The sequence below is a fragment of the Verrucomicrobiia bacterium genome (assembly GCA_019634625.1).
Taxonomy (GTDB): Bacteria; Verrucomicrobiota; Verrucomicrobiia; order Limisphaerales; family CAIMTB01; genus CAIMTB01.
The window spans coordinates 1-19,761 of record JAHCBA010000001.1 but is presented as its reverse complement, the minus strand read 5'-3'; the positions used below and the strand labels follow the sequence as shown (position 1 = coordinate 19,761).

The window sequence follows — 19,761 nt, the reverse complement described above, 5'->3', positions numbered from 1 at the left end:
CGGCGACCTCGATGCCGTCTCCGGTGAACCGGCGGATCCTGATCGTCGACGACAATGCCGCAATCCACGATGACTTCCGCAAGATCCTGACGCCCAGGGTATCGGAGCTGCAGGGCTCGATGGCCGCGATGGAGGCGGTGCTCTTCTCGGAGAGCGTCCCTGCACCCACGCCGGAGGCAGCCTGTTTCGAACTGGAGTCGGCGTATCAGGGACGGGACGGCATTCTCCGTGCGGAAGCGGCGTATCGCGGGGGGGCTCCCTTTGCCCTCGCCTTCGTGGATGGGCGGATGCCGCCCGGGATGGATGGGATCGAAACGATCGAGGGACTGTGGAAGGTGGATCCCGGCCTGCAAGTGGTGCTCTGCACGGCCTATTCGGATTATTCGTGGGACGGCATCACAGGGCGCCTGGGGCAGTCGGACAGCCTGGTCATTCTCAAGAAGCCCTTTGACACGGTGGAGGTGATCCAGCTCGCCCATGCTCTGACGGAGAAGTGGCGGCTGCAGCGGGCCGCGCGCGTTCGCATGGACGAACTCGAGGCCATTGTGGCGAACCGCACCGCGGCGTTGCGGGCCGAGATCGTCGAGCGTCGGAGGCACGAGATGGAGGCACGCGAGGCCCGGTTGGCAGCCGAAGAGGCGTCCCGCGTCAAGTCGGTGTTCATCGCCAACATGAGCCACGAGATCCGCACCCCGATGAACGGAGTTCTGGGAATGTGCGAGTTTCTTCTGGGGACCCCGCTGTCCACCGAGCAGCGGGACGCAGCCAATACGCTGAAGTACTCCAGCGAGTCGCTTCTGGCCCAGCTCAACGACATCCTCGACCTCGCTAAGATCGAGGCGGGCAAGCTGGAACTTGAACGGACGCCGTTCCGCCTCGATGCGCTGGTGGACGCCTCTGTCGGCCTCTTCATCCCCAAGGCTCAAGTCAAGGGGCTCGCGCTGACCGCCACGTTGCATCCCGAACTTCCCGCGGTGCTGGTGGGTGACCCGGTGCGCCTTCGGCAGGTGCTCTTCAATCTGGTCGGCAACGCCGTCAAGTTCACGCTTCAGGGATCGATCGGCCTTGCGGTGCGCCCGTGCGGGTTGCCGGCGGGCCCGGCAGGCGTTGAGTTCGAGGTGCGGGACACCGGGATTGGAATCGTCCCGGAGCAGCTTCCCCTCCTCTTCAAGGCCTTCTCTCAGGCGGACTCCTCGATCACCCGGAAATTCGGTGGGTCCGGACTGGGACTGGCGGTCTCCCGTCAGCTTGCCGAGCTGATGGGTGGATCGATCGAGGCATCGAGCATGCCTGGCCAGGGCTCGACCTTTGTTTTGCGCGTCCCGCTTCCCGCTGCCGCCGACCCGGGCGTGGTTTCGTGTTCCGGCGCCGCGGCGCCGGCATCGCCCCGTGCGCAACGGGCGCCGGTCCTTGGCCCGTTTCCAGTTGCCTTGCGCGTGCTGGTTGCGGAGGACAACCCCGTCAACCGCAAGGTCGCCGGGCTCTACCTTGGGCGCATGGGCTGCGAGGTGGTCTTCGCGGTCAATGGCCGTCAGGCCGTGGAAGCCGCGGCCGAGGAGGCGTTCGACCTGGTCCTGATGGACTGCCAGATGCCGGAACTCGACGGCCTGGCCGCCACCCGGCTGATTCGGCAGAACGAAACCTGCACGGGACGGCGCGTCCCCATCATCGCGATGACGGCCAGCGCCGTTCGCGGCGACCGCGAAGCGTGCCTGGCGGCCGGGATGGACGAGTACGTTTCCAAACCCGTGCAGTGGTCGGCGATCCCTGCGCTGTTTTACCATCATGTGTCCTCCCTGCGGGGAGGTGAGAGCCGACCCGAGCCCCTGATCGCGGCGCTGCCATGACCCGTCCGCTGCCTGCCCCAGTGCTGCGCACGCCCCATCTGATCGCTGCGGTGGTTCTCGGGTGCTGGGGGGGTGTCTGGGGCGGGGAGGAACTGCCAGGCGATGCGCCGTCAGAACTCGCCCGCCTGCAGAGTCTGGTCGGAATGAGCCTGGAGGAGCTTGGCGAGATCAAGGTGGAGACCGTTTATGGCGCATCGAGGCGGGAACAGAAGCTGAACCGTGCGCCCTCCGCGGTCACCCTGGTCACCCGCGAGCAGATTGCCCGGCATGGGGACCGCACGCTGGGCGAAGTGCTTCAGCGCGTTCGAGGCTTCTATGTGACGTCCGACCGGTCGTACAGCTATCTCGGGATCCGGGGTTTCCAACGGCCCGGCGATTTCGGAGGGCGTCTGCTGGTGATGATCGACGGGCACCGGATCAACGATGCCGTGTACGACACGGCGGCCGTCGGTCTCGATTTTCCACTCGATATCGACCTGATTGAACGGATCGAGATCATCCGCGGCCCGGGCTCGTCCCTTTACGGCAACAACGCCCTTTTCGGAGTCATCAACGTGATCACCCGCAGCGGCCGGCAGGTCGATGGGGTGGAGGTCTCCGGCACGTACGGGTCGTACGACGCCTGGTCCGGCCGCACCACCTACGGCACGCGTTTCGGCAATGGGACGGAATTGCTGGTGTCCGGGACGCTGCAGGGGTCTGAGGGGGCGGAGCGGTTGAAGTTTCCGGAATTCGTGGCCGAAGACCTGGATGGAGAACAGGCGGGCAACGCCTTCATGAGCGTGGTGCATGCCAGTTGGTCGCTGCGCGGCGGTTACGGGCGAAGGGTCAAGGATGTGCCGACGGCCGCCTGGTACACTCTACCCAATTCGCAGGAACCAGGACTGTCCATCACCGACCAGCGGGCATTCGCCACACTCGGCTTCCGGCACGAGTGGGGGGACGGATGGCTGCTCGACGCCCGCAGTTCACTCGACTGGTTCCGCTTTGATGGGATCTACCCCTACGCCAGCGAGGACGACTCTTCAGCGCCGCCCATCGTCAATCGCTACCTCGCGGAGTCCTTCTCCACGGGGCTCAACCTGCTCCTCGGCAAGCCGCTTGGAGAGCGCCATCACCTGAGCACCGGCGTCGAGTGGCGGGGTCAGATGGTTCTCGACCAGCGCAATTGGGACGATGACCCGTACCTGAGCCATGCGGATTCGAACGAATCCGCCGATAGGGTCGGGATCTTCGCCCAGGACGAGTGGAGCCTTCGCGACGATCTGGTCCTGAGCGGCGGGCTTCGCTACGATCATGTCACCCCCTCGGGCGGCGCCTTGACCCCCCGCGTGGCCGCCCTCTACTCGCCTTGGGAGAAGACCACCTTCAAGGCTCTCTATGGTCAGGCGTTCAGGGCCCCCAACGCATACGAGGCGTTCTACAGCGGTGCCTTCTTCGCGGTGAATCCCGACCTGACCCCGAAATCCGTCCGCTCCTACGAACTCGTCTGGGAGCAGGTCCTTGGCGCCCGATGGAACCTCACCCTCTCCGCCTTCTGGAACGACGTCGATCATCTGATCGGACTGGAGGTCGATCCGTCCGCGGATCCCGACCATCTCGGGGGCGGGGTTTTCAGGTACGCCAACCAGGGATCGGCCCGGATCCGGGGCGTGGAATTGGAGGTGGATCATCATCTTCCCAGGGGCGTGATGGCGTCGGCCAGCTACTCGTTCACGGACACCATGGATGCCGACCGCGGGGCGCCGCTTCCGAACGCTCCCGAGCATCTCGGGAAGGTCAACCTCAGCGTGCCGGTCTGGGGCAACAAGGTCTTTGCCAGCACGGCGATCCAGGCCATGAGCGGACGCCGTTCCCTTGCGGGCGAGACGGTCAGTCCCCATGCGGTTGTCAACCTGAACCTGTTCGCCCGCGAACTCATGCCCGGACTGGAGGTCACAGCGGGCATCTACAATCTTTTCGATCGTCGATATTCCGACCCGGTTTCGAGCGACCATTACTATCGCGGGCCCGTCTCCGGCGGGATCGTGGAGCTGGACCGGATCCAGCAGAACGGCCGCACCTTCCGGTGCAAGCTGACCTACCGTTTCTAGCTGGCGGTTCGGCAGAATCCTCCCCGCAAGACCCGCCCGATGAATCTCCACAGCCCACCCGGTGTGACCCGTCCTTCGTGGGCGGCATCCTTCCGCCCTGAGGTGGCATGGGGGCGTTTCCCCGGGCTGTTGGCCGTTCTGCTTGGCGTGCTCTCCGTTTCGTCACCTGCATCCGCACCGCCCAGGGAGCATGAGGTCAGGGCGGCTTTCCTGATCAATTTCGCCCGATTCGTCGAGTGGCCGTCCGCCGTTTTCGAAGGCGACGCCCCGCTGGCGATCGGAGTCGTGGGTGACGAGGCCATGGCGTCAGTCCTGGAGCTGATCGTTCCCGGGCAGACCGTCGGCCGGCGCCGGCTTGAAGTGCGGCGGTTGGCGCTGGACGACGACTTCACGGGGATTCACCTGCTGTATCTCGATCCGGGCCCCATGGAGCCCATGGGCGAGGTGCTGCGGCCGCTGTCCAGGCATCCGGTGCTGGTGGTCGGCCGCCATGCGGATTTCGTCGGCCAGGGCGGCATGATCGGGTTCGTGCTGGTGGATCGGAATGTACGCTTCGACATCAACCTCCGCGCGACCCAGGCGGCCCGCCTGCAGATCAGTTCCCGACTGCTGTCGCTTGCCCGGACAGTGATCCGGTGATTGCCCATGAACTCCGCTGAACCACAAGTCAGAATGTCCATCCAGGGGAAGGTGCTACTCATCGTCCTGGTGCCGTGCCTGGTCTTTCTGCTGTTTGCGGGCACGACCCTGGTGGCTTTCCAGATGCGCATGCTTCGCCGGGACTTCGTCCGCGATCTCCAGACTGTGGCTCGCATCGTCGCCGACAACGCCGCGGCTGCAGTGGTCTTCGATGACGGGCGCGCCGCGGCTGAACTCCTTCGATCGTTGCGCACCAAGGCGAACGTTCTCGGTGCGGTGCTGGTCCTTCCCGACGGGACAGTGCTTGCCGATTATGGCAACCCGGTGGGGCAACCGGTGGCTCACGGCGATGGGGGGGTGTTGCTCCGGGGCCGGGAAGGGTTCCTGGTGGAGCCTGTCGTGATGGATGGTCAGACGGTGGCCTGGCTCAACCTTGTCGGCGACCACACCCAAGTCTACTCCGGCCTTTCCCGTCTCGTCGCCTGGCTACTGGTCGGGCTCACCGCTGCGGGGGCCGCACTGGTGGGCGTCTGTCTGGTCTGGATGCGGCGCGTTGTAACCGACCCCCTTGCCCGCCTCACCGGCGTTGCTCAAGAGATTGCCGACCGGAAGGACTTCTCGATCCGCGCGCGGGAGGAAGAGGGACGGGAACTCGGAGTGCTGACCCGCACCTTCAACGAGGTGCTGAGCCGGGTGCAGAGTCAGGAACGGGCGATCCTGGATTCCCACGCCAAGCTGGAGTCGATCCTCGAATCCGTTCACGGGGTGGTATGGGAGGCGGATGCCGTCACCCGACACACCACCTTCGTCAGCCGGCAGGTTGAGCCGCTGTTTCGGTACCCATTCCGCCGGTGGATCGAGGACCCGGCGTTTCGGCTCGAGATCGTGCACACGGGCGACCGGCGCCGGGTTGAGGAGACCTACGACAAGGCCGTGGCGGATTCCAAAGGCTTCCAGATCGACTACCGGATGCTGGGCGCCGACGGACGCATGATCTGGATCCGGGAGAACGTCGCGGTGGAATCGGAGGACGGGCGGGCGTCGTGTCTTCGGGGCGTGGCGCTGGACATCACCGAGCAAAAGCGGGCCGAGGAACAATTGGAGCGTTTGCACCGTCGCCTGATGGAGTCGTCGCGCCTGGCCGGCATGGCGGAGGTCGCCACCGGCATCCTCCACAACGTCGGCAACGTCCTCAACAGCGTCAGCGTCTCCGTCAACCTCGTCGCCGAGCGGTTGAAGCGCCAGCAGGTCGGCAATCTCCAGCGTGCTGTCGGCATGCTCCGGGATCGCCGGGAGGACCTTGCCCGTTACCTCGAGGACGATCCCAAGGGCCGGTTGCTCCCGGAGTACCTTGGCACCGCGGCGGGGTTCCTCGTCATGGAACATGCCGAACTGCTGAACGAAATCGCCACGCTCAACCGGTTCGTCGAGCACCTGAAAGAGATCGTCGCCATGCAGCAGGCGTATGCCAAGGTCTCCGGGGCATACGAACCCATCGACCCGGCCGAACTTGTCGATGACGCATTGAGGATCAACGCCGCGTCTTTCGAACGGCATCAAATCGTGGTCTGCCGCGACGTTGACCCGGACCTGCCCCGGGTCATCGTGGACCGGCACAAGGCGCTGCAAATCCTGATCAACCTCCTGGGCAACGCGAAGCATGCCCTGGACGCTGGCCGCACCGATGGTCGCCGGCTCACCATCCTTATCGAGCCGTACAACCCCGAACACATTGCCATTCGCGTTCGCGACAACGGGGTCGGGATCGCTTCCGAGAACCTGACACGCATCTTTCAGCACGGTTTCACCACCAAGAAGGAGGGGCATGGATTCGGTCTGCACAGCGGCGCCAACGCCGCCCGCGAGATGGGGGGGCACCTGACGGCCACCAGTGACGGGATCGGCCATGGGGCGGAATTTGTCCTGGTACTGAAGGTGGCTCAGGCGGGCGATCCGCGGGTCCTGTCAGACAGCCATCCGGGGCACGGGGATTCCCATGCTCCGGAGCCCTTGGCCGGCGGTGCATCTGACGATTTGAGCCACGACGAACCCCTGCCGTGATGACTCGGCCCACAGTCCACCCCCCAGGTGCGGCGGTCGTGCTGCGGAAGCAGGTCCGGTTGGAGGGCCCGCCGTGACGTTATCCCCTCCAGTCGTTTCGTCGTCAGAGGGCGAGCGTTCGGGGCCACGGGTCGGGCGCCCGTGCTGCCGGCTGAAGGCCGCGGTGGTCGGCTGGCTTCCGCGCCGGGGCATCACCTTCCGCACCGCACTCTTCGCCTGGCTGATAGCCATTGCCTCGCTGTTGATCTTTCTGGTGGCGATGCTTCCCGGGCAGCGGCGCACGTTTCTGGAAAACCTCGAGTCCAAGGCGCACGGCGTTTCCATCTCCATTCGTGACGTCGCCACCAGTGGGCTGGCCGGCGAAGATTACGGCGCCGTGGTGGAGCACTGCCGGCTGGTCCTTCGCGGCAATCCCTCCATCGACTACATCGTCATCGCCCGCCATGACGGGTATTCGCTGCTGCACGAAAAGGGGGGCGACCGCTGGTTCTCCCTGGAAGACGGTCCGGTCGAATGGCGTCCGGCCCGACGGGAGATCCACAGCGGCATTGCCATGGCGCCCGTCCTTGAACGCCGGGTGTTCGCTTACGCCCTTCCCCTGGACTATCCGGAAATCGAATGGGGCTGGATCAACGTCGGCCTCTCCCTCGATGGTTTCAATCGCAGTGTCACGGATGCCTATCTGAGGACCACCCAGATGGCTGCCGCCTGCATTCTCCTCAGCCTTGGCGCCTCGGTCGTGTACGCCCGCCGATTGGTCCGGCCCATCCTCAGCCTTCGCACGGTGGTCGGACGGGTTGCGGGCGGCGACTTGTCTGCCATGGCCCAGGTGGGGGGCCTTGACGAAATCGGGGCGCTGGCCGGGTCGGTCAATTGCATGACGTCCGCCCTTCAGAGGAGGGATCGGGTTCTGGAAAGCGTCCGGTTTGCGGCCCAGGAGTTGCTCGAGGCGGACGGCTGGCATCACGCGCTGCCGGCGGTGCTCGCCAAGATCGGCGAGGCGACGGAGAGCTGTCGCACCTACCTGTTTCAGAACTACCGCGGACCGGGAGGTCGCCTTTTCACCTGTCAGCGCTTCGAATGGACTGTTTCGTACGCTGCTTCGCAGGTCGGCAATCCGGCACTCCAGGAGGTGGATTACGAGGCTGCGGGGTTTCAGCGCTGGGTGGAGATTCTCAGCCGCGGGGAGGTCGTTTTCGGGCTGGTTCGTGAGATGCCTGCCGAGGAACGGGAGACGCTCGATCCTCAGGGAATCCGCTCGCTTCTGGCCATACCCATTCATGTGGACGGAGACTGGTGGGGATTTCTAGGAATCGATGAGTGCCGGGAGGACCGGGTGTGGAACGACTCGGAGCGGGACAGTCTCCGCACGGTGGGCGACACCTTGGGGGCCACCATTTCGCGCCAGAGGGTTCAGGACGCCCTCCTCGAATCCAAGAGGACCCTTGAAGAGCGCGTGGCGGAACGGACCCAGGAGCTGGTGGACCAGGTGCGCGCAGAGGAAAAGGCCCGCAAGGACCTGGCCGAGGCCCAGCAGCGGCTGATCGAGGCGTCCCGTCTCGCCGGCAAGGCCGAGGTCGCCACCAGCGTGCTTCACAACGTCGGCAACGTGCTCAACAGCGTCGGCGTCTCCGCAACGCTCGTTGGAGATCGCCTGCGCAAGTCCCCGCTGAACGGACTTCAGCGGGCGGTTGCCATGCTCGTTGAGCACCGAGGAGAGCTCGGCCGGTTCCTGACCGAGGATCAGCGCGGTCGTATTCTCCCCGAGTATTTCGCCGCCGTTACGGCCCAGATCGAGGGCGAGCGCGCCGCCATCCTGACGGAGATCGACGGGCTGATGCGCAACATCGAGCACATCAAGAAGGTGGTGGCCTTGCAGCAGGCCTATGCCACGGTGTCGGGCACTTCGGAACAGGTCGCCTCGGTCGAACTGGTCGAGGACGCGCTCCGGATGAACGGGGCCTCCTTCGAAACGAACGGCATCCGGGTGCTTCGCGATTTCGACGCGGATCTGCCGCCGATGAACGTGGACCGGCACAAGGTGCTGCAGATCCTCGTGAACCTGCTGCGCAACGCGAAGCATGCCGTGGCGACGATGGATGCCGCTGCACGGCGCATCGAGATCGGCATCCAACGCCGTGCCGCCGAGCGTCTGGCCTTCATCGTGCGGGACTCGGGCATCGGCATCGCCCGGGAGAATCTCATCCGAGTCTTCCAGCACGGCTTCACGACCAAGAAGAACGGGCACGGTTTCGGACTGCACAGTGGCGCCAACGCCGCACGGGAGATGGGCGGGAGCCTGTCGGTCCACAGCGAAGGTCTGGGTCAGGGCGCCACATTCATCCTGGAACTTCCCATTCATCCGGCAGTCAGCGATTCACACCATGAACTCATGCCCTCCCTGGGGACCGGCCCCGCCTCCGAATCGACGCATTCTGGTGATCGACGATAATCCGTCGATCCACGTGGACTTCCGCAAGATCCTGTGCCCCGACCGGTCCGGGGAGGGAGCGGTGCAGGAGCTGGAGAGCATCCTTTTCAATACGGCGCCGCGCCCGGATGCCGGTCCCGTCTTCGAGTTGCAGAGCGCCTATCAGGGTCAGGAGGCGCTGGAGATGGTCCGGCGCTCGCTGGCCCAGGATCAACCCTATGCGCTGGCCTTTGTGGACGTCCGCATGCCCCCGGGATGGGATGGGATCGAGACCACCGCGCGGTTGTGGGAGGTGGATCCCGCGCTGCAGATCGTGATCTGCACAGCGTACTCGGACTATTCGTGGGACGAGATGCGGGCCCGCCTGGGGCAGCCGGAGAACCTGGTGGTGCTCAAGAAGCCGTTCGACAACGTCGAGGTGCAGCAACTGGCCCATGCGATGGGCCGGAAACGGGATCTCAACCTCCAGGCTGCCACGGCCACGGACCGGCTGCATGGGGTGGTCCGCGACATGCAGGAAATGCTGGTTCGCTCGGCCGGGGCCCGGGGTCTGACCCGGGCGCAGGCCGCGGGCGTCTCGAATCTCAAGCCTCCGAATCCCGGTGCCGACGGCATCGACGTCCGGTCGTTGCCGGACGTGCTGCATCGGTTGCGACATACCCTCGAAAGCACGTTCAACCAGCTGCGGGACACGGAGGTGCAGCTGGTGCATTCGGAGAAGATGGCCTCCCTCGGCCGCATGAGCGCCGGGATCATGCACGAGATCAACAATCCCCTGAACTACGCGCTCACGGCGATCAACCTGTGCCGGCGCCATGCCACGGACATCTCGGAATCGAGTCGGGAGGAGTTCCTGGAGACCCTGACGGACATTCGCGAAGGGTTGAGCCACATTGCGTCGGTTGTTCGCGACCTTCGCGAGTTCAACCACCCGAGCTACGGAGCGATGGCCACGGTGGAAGTGAAGCGGGTGGCGGATGTCGCGGTGCGGCTCCTGGCCGGAGAACTCAAAGGACAGGTCGAGGTCGAGAATCTCATCCCCGAAGAGTTCACGGTCGATGCCGTCGGCCCCCGGCTCACCCAGGTGTTCATCAATCTGCTCCACAACGCTGCGGACGCCCTGCGGTCGAAGACCTTCCCGCCCGGCGAGCGGCCCCGCATCCGACTGTCCGCCGACGGCAACGGCGAGTGCCGGATGGTGCGGGTTCGGGACAATGGTCCTGGCATGTCCGCTGTCAGTCTGGGCCGGATCTTTGAGCCCTTCTTCACCACCAAGGAGACCGGGCGCGGCATGGGACTCGGTCTCAGCATCTGTTACCGGCTTCTACGTGACGTCGGTGCGACCATCGAAGCGCGCAGCGAGGAGGGTCAGTACTGCGAATTTGTGATCGCCTTCCCGGTTCCGCCCGGGATCCCTGAGGGATCGCACCTGGCCGGGGAGATGGCGGCCTCGACCTGACGCCTGACCGGGCGGGGCCGGGCGCGGCAGGGGCGGGCGGATCAAATAGACGGAATCGTCGTGCATATGCACGACGATTCCGTCTATTTGATCTGGGGGAGGGCGCCTGAGCCGCCACAAGTGAGCGGTGGGGGATGAAGGGCGGAGGGCAGGGGGCCGTTGGGAACGGGGCGAAAGGTGGGCGGCGTTCCGCTCCAGGCCGGTCTTGGGGACGCGTGAAGGCGGTTGGGAGCATGGCACGTGGCGAATTCTTCCCAGGGCGGGTTGGGGTAGGCGTTCGTTGCCGGGTTGGGGGGTGGATGGGAACGAAATTGCCCGGCTGACGGGGTGACGGGGAGGGAAACCCCACGCAGGCGGCAGGTTCTTCTCCTGGCATGCCGGGTGCTTCGAGGCTGGGGGATAGAAACGGCCCGCCATGATCGACGCCCTCTTCAATCAACCGAACCTGGTCGCTGCGAAGCGGTTGATGGACGTGACGGTGCTCCGTCACGAGGCGATCGCGACGAATCTGGCGAACGTGGAGACGCCGGGCTACCGCCGGATGGATGTGGGGCCGGCCTTCGAGCAGCAACTGCAGAAGGCGGTGGCGGCGCGGGACGTCGCGTCCATGAAGTCGATCCGCCCGCAACTTGCGGTGGATGCCACGGCGGTGTCGCGGCGCCGGGACGGCAACACGGTCGATCTCGAGAGCGAGATGGTCCGGCTGAACCGGAACAGCATCGAGTACGGGGTCGAGGCCCACTTCATCACCAGCGCGCTGCTGAAGATGCGGCACGCCATCACCGGACGGTCCGCCTGACGCCATGATCAAGATTTTCGGAGGTCTCGAAAGCACGTCCGCCGCCCTCGCGGCCGAGCGCGTCCGGATGGATGTCGTGGGACAGAACATCGCCAACGCCCAGGTGACGCGCGGGGCGGACGGGCAGCCGTACCGGCGCCAGCAGGTGGTTTTCGAGGCGGTGCTGGCTTCCGCCCAGGGGAGGGCGGGTTCACCCAGCCTGCCGGCGGTGAGCGTGGCCCGGGTGGAGGGGGATTCGCGGGAGCCGCGGCTGGTGTACCGGCCGGGGCATCCGGATGCGGACGGGACGGGGATGGTGGCGATGCCGAACGTGAACGTCCACGAGGAGATGGTGGACATGATTGCGGCGACGCGGGCCTTCGAGGCGAACCTGGCGGTGCTGAAGACGGCCCGCAGCATGGCGATGCAGACCCTGGGCATCGGGAAGCGATAAGCGGTGAGGAGGGCGCATGCATTCTCTTTCGGCCATTCGGAACGTGGTGGATCCGGCGATGCGCGGGATGCCCGCGATCGAACCGCCGGTGCCGCCGATGCCGCCGGGCGCGGCGGCGGCGCCGCTCGGACCGACGGAGGGTGCCAAGCCCTTCGAAACGGTCCTGGGCCGGTTCGTCGAGCAGGTCAACAGCAAGCAGATGGCGTCGGCCGAGGCCGTCCGTGGACTGCTGAGCGGCGAGGACATTCCGCTGCACCGGGTGATGATTGCGACCGAGGAGGCGAGCGTGTCGTTTCAACTGATGGTCGAGGTCCGCAACAAGCTGCTCGAGGCGTACCAGGAGCTGATGCGGATGCAGGTGTGAGGACTGAGACGGTGGCAATGTTATGAACGAAAGTCTGTCGCAGCTCGGGCGCCAACTGCTGGCCATCTGGAAGCAGTTGGGGCTCAACCAGCGGATCAGTATCGCCCTGACCGGCGCACTGGTGATCGGCGGACTGCTGGGACTGGCGGCGTGGTCCGCCCGGGGCAGCTACTCGCTTCTCTACGGCCGTCTGGACGAGGGGGAGGCGGCCAAGGTCATTGCGGCGCTCGACGAGGCGAAGGTGCGCTACCAGGTGCGGCCGGGGGGCGCGATCCTGGTGCCTGCCGACCAGGTGCACACCCTGCGCATGCAACTGGCGGGAAAGGGGATTCCGCGGGGCGAAGGGGTCGGGTTCGAGATCTTCGACAAGCCCAATTTCGGGGTGTCGGACTTTGTGCAGCGGGCGAACTACACGCGGGCGATCCAGGGGGAACTGGCCCGCACCATCAGCCAGCTCGACCAGGTGGATGCCGCCCGGGTGATGATCGTGCTGCCCGAGAACCGGCTGCTCATCGGCAACCAGCAGAAACCGACGGCGTCCGTGTTTGTACGGGTGCGGGGTGCGGGCCCGTTGCCGGCGGCGGCGGTCAGTTCCATCCGCCTGCTGGTGGCCAATGCCGTCGAAGGGCTGGCGGTGCAGAGCGTGTCGGTCGTGGACAACCTGGGCAATGTGCTTTCGGACAACGAGGACGATTCGATCGCCGGCCTGAGCAACAACCAGCTCACCGCACGGAAGAACCTCGAGCAGTACCTGGCACGAAAGGCCGAAGGGATGCTCGAGCGGGTGCTGGGTCACGGCCAGGCGGTCGTGCGGGTGTCGGCCGACATCAACTGGGATTCCATCACCCGGTACGAGGAGCGCTACGACCCGGACGGGCAGGTGATCCGGATCTCCACCGTGGAGGATGAAAGCGTCGAGTCCACCTCGCCGTCCTCGACCGCAGCGGCGGGAATGGCAGCCAACACGGAGTTCGACCTGGAACCCTCGGCCCCGGCGGCGCCCGCATCGCCCACCTCGCGGACCAAGCGCAAGACCACCAACAACCAGTACGAGATCAACCGCACGGTCAGCACGATGACGCAGGGGGCGGGCAGTCTTGAGGGGTTGACCGCCGCGGTGTTCGTGGCCCAGCAGTTCGAGGGTACTGGCGCGGACCGCCGGGCGCTCCCGCGCAGCGCGGAAGATTTGCTGAGGCTGCAGAGGATTGTGCAAAGCGCCTTGGGAATTGCCGACGGCGATCCGGACCGGCCGCATGCGATCACCCTGGAGGAGATGCCGTTCAACGATCGTCAGGTCATGGATCTGGCGACCCAGCTCGACCGTCAGGAGTCGTGGCGTCAGGGCCTGGAGCTGGGCCAGCAACTCATTCTCCCGGCGCTGGGTCTCGGCGCCCTGCTGCTGTTCCGCCGGGCCCTGCGACGCACGCGGCCCGAGGATCTGACCTTCGGGTTGCCGGTGCCGTCGGCCAACGGGTCGGGCAACGGCCGGCTGGTGCCGGGAATGGGAAGGAACGGCAACGGCGCCCATGGCCACCAGGACGACGCCCCCAAGGTCGTCACCGTCGAGGTGCTCAACCAGTTGATCCGCGAGAATCCCGCCAGTGTCACCCAGGCCGTGCGGTCCTGGATGAACCGGGGCAACCCAGCCAAGTAGTCCATGGCCACGTCCTCAACAGAAACCCCGGCGGCGCCCGAAGTGGCGTCGATGACCAAGCTGCAGAAGCTGGCGGCACTGATGATCGTGCTGGGACCCGAGGGGGCCGGAACCCTGCTGCGGCAGATGAACGAGGCCGAGATGGAGGCCGTGACGTCCGAGATGACCAAGATCACGGTGGTTTCCCAGGAGATGCGGATGGAGGTGTTGCGGGAGTTTGCGGAGGTGGCGGTCCAGGCCGGGACCTGCACGCTGGGGGGGCTGGATTTTACGCGGGACATGCTGGAGAAGTCGTTCGGACCCTTCCGGGCTTCGAGCATCATCGGGCGGGTGGCGCCGGCGCGGTCCACGCCGGGGGCGATGCAGCAGATCCTGGAGATGGATGCCCGGCAGATCTTCAACCTGCTCAAGCAGGAACAACCGCAGACCATCGCGCTGGTGGTGAGTTATCTGGCTGCGGAGAAGAGCTCGGAATTCCTGATGCTGCTGCGCACGGAGGCGCGGGACCAGGTGATCGAACGGCTGGCCACGATGGCGCCGACGCCGATCGAGGTGGTCGAGCGGGTGGTGGAGCTGCTGAACGCGAAGATCGCCGGGCGCCACACCCGGGCGCTCAGCCAGACGGGGGGCATCAAGACGGCGGCCGATCTGTTGAACTCGATGGACAAGAGCACCAGCAAGGCGCTGCTGGTGGGGCTCGAGGAACGCAACCCGGACCTCGGGGCGGCGATCCGCCAGAAGATGTTCACCTTCGAGGACCTCGCCCAGCTCGACACCGCGATGCTCCAGAAGATCCTTCGCGAAGTCGAAATGCGCGACCTGGCCATGGCTCTCAAGACCGCCAGCGACCGGGTCAAGGAGGCGCTCCTGGCCAGCATCTCCAAGCGCGCCGCCGAGACCGTCAACGAGGAGATCGGTTTCATGGGACCGCTGCGCCTGCGCGACATCGAGGGCGCCCAGGGCCGGATCATCGATGTGGTGCGGCGGCTCGAGTCCGAGGGCGAGATCGAACTCAGCGCCGCCGGGGGGGGAGGCGATGAAATTGTCGCGTGAGGTCATCCGCCTGACCGCTCCGGTGCGCGATGTGCGCCCGGTCCGGAATGGTGCCGCGATGCCGGAACCCGGGCCCGCCCTCTCCGAGGCGGACGTCCAGGCCGCCTACGAGCGGGGACGGGCCGACGGCGAAAAGGCGCTCGGCGAACAGCTCCTGCAGCAGCGGCAGCAGGTCCGCGAAATGCTCGATGGTGCGATCGCGGCGTTGGGCAAGGCCGTGGGGCAGGTGGTGGCGGACACCGAAGAGCACCTTGTGGCCCTGTCCCTCGACATTGCCCGGAAGGTGGTCGGCGAGATCCCCATCTCGGTCGAGGTGGTCGAGGCGGCCGTCCACGAGGCGCTCTCCCAGGTGGAGGGGTCGTCCGAATTCCAGGTGCGCCTGCATCCGGCCGATCTGGAGCTTCTCCGAAAGGTCGAATCGCCGTTGCTGGCATCTCCCGACGATGAGGGCGCCGTGCGGTTTCACGGATCGCCCGAGGTGTCGCGGGGCGGTTGCCTGGTCCAGACGCGGTTCGGAATCGTGGATGCGCGAAGGGAAACCAAGCTGGACCTCATCCAACGATCGCTTCTCGAATGACCCCCCGGATCTCCACCCCCAGCCGGCCCCTGCATCGCGTCGAGGCCGTTCGTCAGCGCCTGCAGCAGGCGTCGTTCGTCCGCAACCATGGCCGGGTGGTGCAGTCCATCGGACTGGTGGTGGAATCGGAGGGACCGCTGGCCGCCGTGGGGGAGATGTGCCGCATCGAATCCGCCCGGCATGAGGGTGCGACGCTTGCCGAGGTGGTGGGGTTCCGGAACCACCACGTCCTGCTGATGCCCCTCGGGGAGACGCACGGCATCCATCCGGGCAGCGAGGTGATCGCCCTGGGTTCGGCGCTGCGGATTCCGGTGGGCGAGGCGCTGAAGGGACGGGTGTTGGGAGGGCTCGGCCAGCCGCTGGATGACCTGGGTCCGATCCGGACGGCCGACAGCGTGCCGATTCACATGCAGCCGCCGCACCCGCTCAAGCGGCAGCGCATCGGGCAGGTGTTCCGGACAGGGGTCAAGGCCATCGACACCTTCATGCCGTGCGGACGGGGACAGCGCATGGGCATCTTCGCCGGGAGCGGTGTGGGCAAGTCCACCCTGCTGGGCATGATCGCCAGCGGGTCGGAGGCGGATGTGAACGTCATCGCCCTGATTGGCGAGCGGGGTCGCGAAGTGCGCGAGTTTCTGGAGAAGGACCTGACGGACGAGGGGCGGCGCCGGTCGGTGGTGGTGGTGGCGACCTCGAACGAGCCGGCGATCGCCCGGCTGAAGGGGGCGTTTGTGGCGATGTCCATCGCGGAGCATTTCCGATCGGAGGGACAGAATGTGCTGTTGATGATGGATTCGGTGACGCGCTTCGCGATGGCGCAGCGGGAGATCGGCCTGGCGGTCGGGGAACCGCCGGCGACGCGCGGCTACACCCCTTCGGTGTTTTCGCTGCTGCCGCAGTTGCTGGAACGGGCGGGCACGGGCGAACGGGGATCGATGACCGGCCTGTTCACGGTGCTGGTCGAGCAGGACGACATGAACGACCCGATCGCCGACGCGGTGCGGTCGATCCTCGACGGGCACATCGTGCTGACGCGGGAACTGGCCACCCAGAACCACTACCCGGCGATCGACGTGCTGGAGAGTGTGAGCCGGTTGGTGCGGGATCTGACCTCGGCGGAACAGCGCGACCTGGCGGGGCGGGCGCGCGAGGCGCTGGCGGTGTACCGACGCAACCAGGACCTGATCGGGATCGGCGCCTATCCCCCGGGCAGCAATCCGGCGATCGACGAGGCCATCCGCCTGCATGAGCCGCTGAAGGGATTCCTGAGGCAGCCGGTGGATCAGGGCTGTGCCCTGCGGGAGAGCTGGGAGGGCCTGGCCCGCTCCCTCACGTCCGCCGCGTCCACGGCGCCCGCACCCGGCCAACGAGCGACTTCGTGAAACCGTTTCGATTCACCCTTCAGGCGGTCCTGACGGTCCGGCAACGCCAGGAACGTGAGGCCCTCGAACGCTATGCGGCGGCGCTGATGGCACGGCGGAAGGCCGGCGAAGCGCTGGAGTCGGCCGAGGAGGAGCTGGTGCGTGGGGCCGATGTCCTTCGCACGCGACTCGCCGCCGCGGTGCCGGCGGGCGATGCGGCCCGGCACCAGGATCATCTCCGCGAGCTGGATGTCCGTCGTGCGCAGGCGGTGGAGGTCCTGCGCACGGCCGACCGTGGGGTCGCCTCCGCGCTCCAGGCCATGCTCGAAGCCCGCCGGCAGCGCGAGGTGGTCGAGCAATGCCGGGACAAGCAGCGGCAGCGGCATCAGCGCGACCAATGGGCGGCCGAGGCGAAGCTCATCGATGAACTGGCCCTGCGCCGGACCGCCCTGGCCCGGACGCTGCACGGGACGGACCCACGACCATGACCCGGTTCCTCCAGTCCCCCACCGGTGTCGGAACGCTCGGCGCCCTGTTATACGTGTCCGTCACGGTGCTGTGCTGGCCGAAGCTGGAGCTGGCACGTGACGTGTCCCCCGATGGGAGCGGCACCCGACGCAGCGGCCCATCGTGGGAGTACTCCAACCCTGAGTTGGAGATGCTGACGGTCGAACTGACCAACGAGCGGTCCGCTCTGGCCGAGCGGGCCCGTCAGCTCAACGAATTCGAAGCCCGGCTGCGGTCCGAGCAGATGGAACTCACCGTGGTGACCCAAGCCGTCCATCGGTTGCGCCAGGACCTGGATGCCATGCTCGTGCGGGTGGACAACGAGGAGGTCGCCAACCTCAAGAAGCTCGCCCGCGTGTATGCCAACATGGGCCCCGAAGGTTCGGTGGCGATCCTCCGGCAGCTCGACGAATCGACCATCGTGAAGGTGCTGATCTACCTCAAGGAGGATGAGATCGCCCCCATCCTCGAGGCGTTCGTGCGCCTCGGCGAGGCGGAGTCGAAGATGGCCGCGTCGATTGCCGAACGACTGCGCGTGGCGGTGTTTCGCCCGCCTCCGAACCCTTCCCGCCGATGACCTCTCCCCATGGCTTTCTCGCGCGGTTGGGCGGCACCGGGCCGGGTCCGGTGGACCTGATGGTTCCGGGCGCAACGGCGGGACCGGCATCCGCCGGCGAACCGGTCATTCCGGGGGTGTCCGATTTCCCGGCCCTGGTGGCGCGTGCCCTGGTGCAGGGGGAAACCCATCGCGGGGCCGCCCCCGAGGTGCGCGATGCGAACGCCGGCCCGGTTGAGGCATCGGTCCCGACTTCGACCGTGGGACCCGGCCGGCGGGCCGATCTTCCTCGGGGCGAGGCGGACGTTTCCGCGGAAGCCACTCGGCCCGTCACGATCCAGCCCGGTTCGAATCCCGTTCCGACATGGAGTCCGGCCCTGCCCCAGCGTGGCCCGGATCGGCAGACGATGTCCGCACCGGGGCCAAGGCCAGAGGCCGCCGAAAGCATGCCTGTTCCCAGGGTCCCGCCAGCCGGCGGGATCTCAGTCGTCGCGGCGGCGTCCACGAAGGCTGGGGAGCCGACGGTGAACGGGCGGACGACGGTCGAACCGGACCCGGCGGCGGCATGGAGCGACGGCGGGGGCGTGGGACCCGAAACGGATCGGGTCATCCCCCCCGTGCTGGAGTCATGGCCCGTGGTCGGGGACACCGCACCGGGGATGATTGCCCCCCCGCCGACCCTGCCGGGTACGCCTCACGGCGAGGCCGTCCACGACGCGAATCGGGAAACGCGATCCCACTCCGCCGAGGATCACCCTTTCAGTCGCCCGTCCGCTTCGGGATACGAACCGGCGCCGAGGTTCGTTCCGCGGGAGCCGGGGACGCCCGCCGTGATCGGGACTGCCCGTCAGGGTGTTGCAGTGAGCGCGCGAACGTCATCTCCGGAGATCCCGTTGGCGACAACGACCGTTCCAGCGGGCGAAGGGCCCTCGACGTCCGCACGACCGCGGGCGATCCCCCATGCAGGTCAGGCCGGACACGACGTGAGCCGGCCGCTGGCGGAGAACAGCCTTGCAGCGGGGAACAGCAGGTTCGCGGTCCCCGGTGGGGATCCCGCCTGGCAGGAGGATGCGATCCGACCCGGGTTGCCGATGGGAACGCCTCAGGCGGTTGTCGGCGCGGAAAGCCCCGCCGCGTCGGGATCCGTCCCGAGTCTGGCGAGGCCTCCGGGCACGACGCCGGAAGACGTGTTGGGAATCCGGGACCCTGCCATCGTGGCAGTCTCCGCCGCGGGGGCATCGCCCAAGGCCGCTCCGGTCACCTCCGGATCGGAGCAGCCTCCGGAGACGGAACCCGCGCCGATGCAAACCGGGCCGGCTCCGAGCAAGGCGTTGTCGGACCCATTCGCCGACCGGCCGATCCAGTCGGGCGCGGCTCCGAACGGCACGCCGCTGGAGCGCGGAGTGGAGGGTCGATCGGATGGCGCCGGGACTCGCCCCAACCCAGGCGGGCCGCCTGCCGCCGGAATGGCGCGAATCGGCCCACGTGGAGGGGTTCCCGCGCCCCAGGGCACTGCCCAAAGTCTTGCATTCGGCGACCGCACCGCGCCGCAGACGGAGTCGCCCCGCCCGGTTGCCATCGGAGGGACGAGCGCCGCGAGTCCGAGCGAAGGCGCGCCCCAACCCGCTGTCCTCCGGCCCACTCCGCCCACGGTGGCACCGCAGGGTGTCCCCACCCCCACCCAAAGCGCCCCCCTCGCAGACCGCACCGCGCCGCAGACGGAATCGCCCCGCCCGGTTGCCACCGGAGGGACGAGCGCCGCGAGTCCGAGCGAAGCCGCGCCCCAACCCGCTGTCCTCCGGCCCACTCCGCCCACGGTGGCACCGCCAGGTGTCCCCACCCCCACCCAAGGCGCCGCCCTCGCAGACCGCACCGCGCCGCAGACGGAATCGCCCCGCCCGGTTGCCATCGGAGGGACGAGCGCCGC

15 protein-coding genes are annotated in these 19,761 nt (G+C 67.0%); all 15 read left to right on the top strand.

The features are described from left to right. Positions 1-11 precede the first annotated feature (11 nt). The 15 genes from KF833_00075 to KF833_00005 all read left to right on the top strand — a co-directional run bounded on the left by KF833_00075 (position 12) and on the right by KF833_00005 (position 17,855). On the top strand, positions 12-1,847 hold the full coding sequence (locus tag KF833_00075) for a response regulator (GenBank protein MBX3743680.1): 1,836 nt from the start codon (positions 12-14) through the stop codon (positions 1,845-1,847). Next, on the top strand, positions 1,844-3,940 hold the full coding sequence (locus KF833_00070) for a TonB-dependent receptor (protein ID MBX3743679.1): 2,097 nt from the start codon (positions 1,844-1,846) through the stop codon (positions 3,938-3,940). Before KF833_00075 ends, KF833_00070 begins: the two co-directional genes overlap by 4 nt. 39 nt (positions 3,941-3,979) lie before the next feature. Further along, a complete protein-coding gene (locus tag KF833_00065; protein MBX3743678.1) occupies positions 3,980-4,579 on the top strand; it encodes a YfiR family protein in 600 nt (199 codons plus the stop codon). A gap of 51 nt (positions 4,580-4,630) precedes the next feature. After that, entirely contained in the window at positions 4,631-6,640 is a 2,010-nt protein-coding gene (locus KF833_00060) for a PAS domain-containing protein (protein MBX3743677.1), read from the top strand. A gap of 553 nt (positions 6,641-7,193) precedes the next feature. Beyond that, positions 7,194-9,092, top strand: coding sequence for a HAMP domain-containing protein (locus KF833_00055; protein MBX3743676.1), 1,899 nt, complete (start codon positions 7,194-7,196; stop codon positions 9,090-9,092). Next, positions 9,025-10,530, top strand: a complete 1,506-nt coding sequence (locus KF833_00050) for a response regulator (GenBank protein ID MBX3743675.1) — start codon at positions 9,025-9,027, stop codon at positions 10,528-10,530. Before KF833_00055 ends, KF833_00050 begins: the two co-directional genes overlap by 68 nt. Positions 10,531-10,945: 415 nt before the next feature. After that, positions 10,946-11,329 carry a flagellar basal body rod protein FlgB gene (flgB, locus tag KF833_00045; protein ID MBX3743674.1) on the top strand — a complete coding sequence of 128 codons (384 nt, stop codon included), beginning with the start codon at positions 10,946-10,948 and terminating at the stop codon, positions 11,327-11,329. 4 nt (positions 11,330-11,333) lie between these two features. Beyond that, positions 11,334-11,762, top strand: a complete 429-nt coding sequence (gene flgC / locus KF833_00040) for a flagellar basal body rod protein FlgC (protein ID MBX3743673.1) — start codon at positions 11,334-11,336, stop codon at positions 11,760-11,762. A gap of 97 nt (positions 11,763-11,859) precedes the next feature. Then, the gene (fliE, locus tag KF833_00035; GenBank protein MBX3743672.1) at positions 11,860-12,126 is read left to right on the top strand and encodes a flagellar hook-basal body complex protein FliE; all 267 of its coding nucleotides are present in this window, start codon (positions 11,860-11,862) and stop codon (positions 12,124-12,126) included. Positions 12,127-12,148: 22 nt separating this feature from the next. Then, the gene (gene fliF / locus KF833_00030; GenBank protein MBX3743671.1) at positions 12,149-13,780 is read left to right on the top strand and encodes a flagellar M-ring protein FliF; all 1,632 of its coding nucleotides are present in this window, start codon (positions 12,149-12,151) and stop codon (positions 13,778-13,780) included. Positions 13,781-13,783: 3 nt separating this feature from the next. Continuing rightward, positions 13,784-14,833 carry a flagellar motor switch protein FliG gene (gene fliG / locus KF833_00025; GenBank protein ID MBX3743670.1) on the top strand — a complete coding sequence of 350 codons (1,050 nt, stop codon included), beginning with the start codon at positions 13,784-13,786 and terminating at the stop codon, positions 14,831-14,833. Continuing rightward, entirely contained in the window at positions 14,817-15,410 is a 594-nt protein-coding gene (locus KF833_00020) for a hypothetical protein (protein MBX3743669.1), read from the top strand. Before fliG ends, KF833_00020 begins: the two co-directional genes overlap by 17 nt. Continuing rightward, positions 15,407-16,792: a FliI/YscN family ATPase gene (locus tag KF833_00015; GenBank protein MBX3743668.1), complete on the top strand. Its 1,386-nt coding sequence runs from the start codon at positions 15,407-15,409 to the stop codon at positions 16,790-16,792. Before KF833_00020 ends, KF833_00015 begins: the two co-directional genes overlap by 4 nt. Then, complete coding sequence (locus tag KF833_00010) at positions 16,789-17,259, top strand: flagellar FliJ family protein (protein MBX3743667.1); 471 nt, start codon at positions 16,789-16,791, stop codon at positions 17,257-17,259. Before KF833_00015 ends, KF833_00010 begins: the two co-directional genes overlap by 4 nt. Beyond that, complete coding sequence (locus tag KF833_00005) at positions 17,256-17,855, top strand: hypothetical protein (protein ID MBX3743666.1); 600 nt, start codon at positions 17,256-17,258, stop codon at positions 17,853-17,855. Before KF833_00010 ends, KF833_00005 begins: the two co-directional genes overlap by 4 nt. The last annotated feature ends 1,906 nt before the right edge of the window (positions 17,856-19,761 follow it).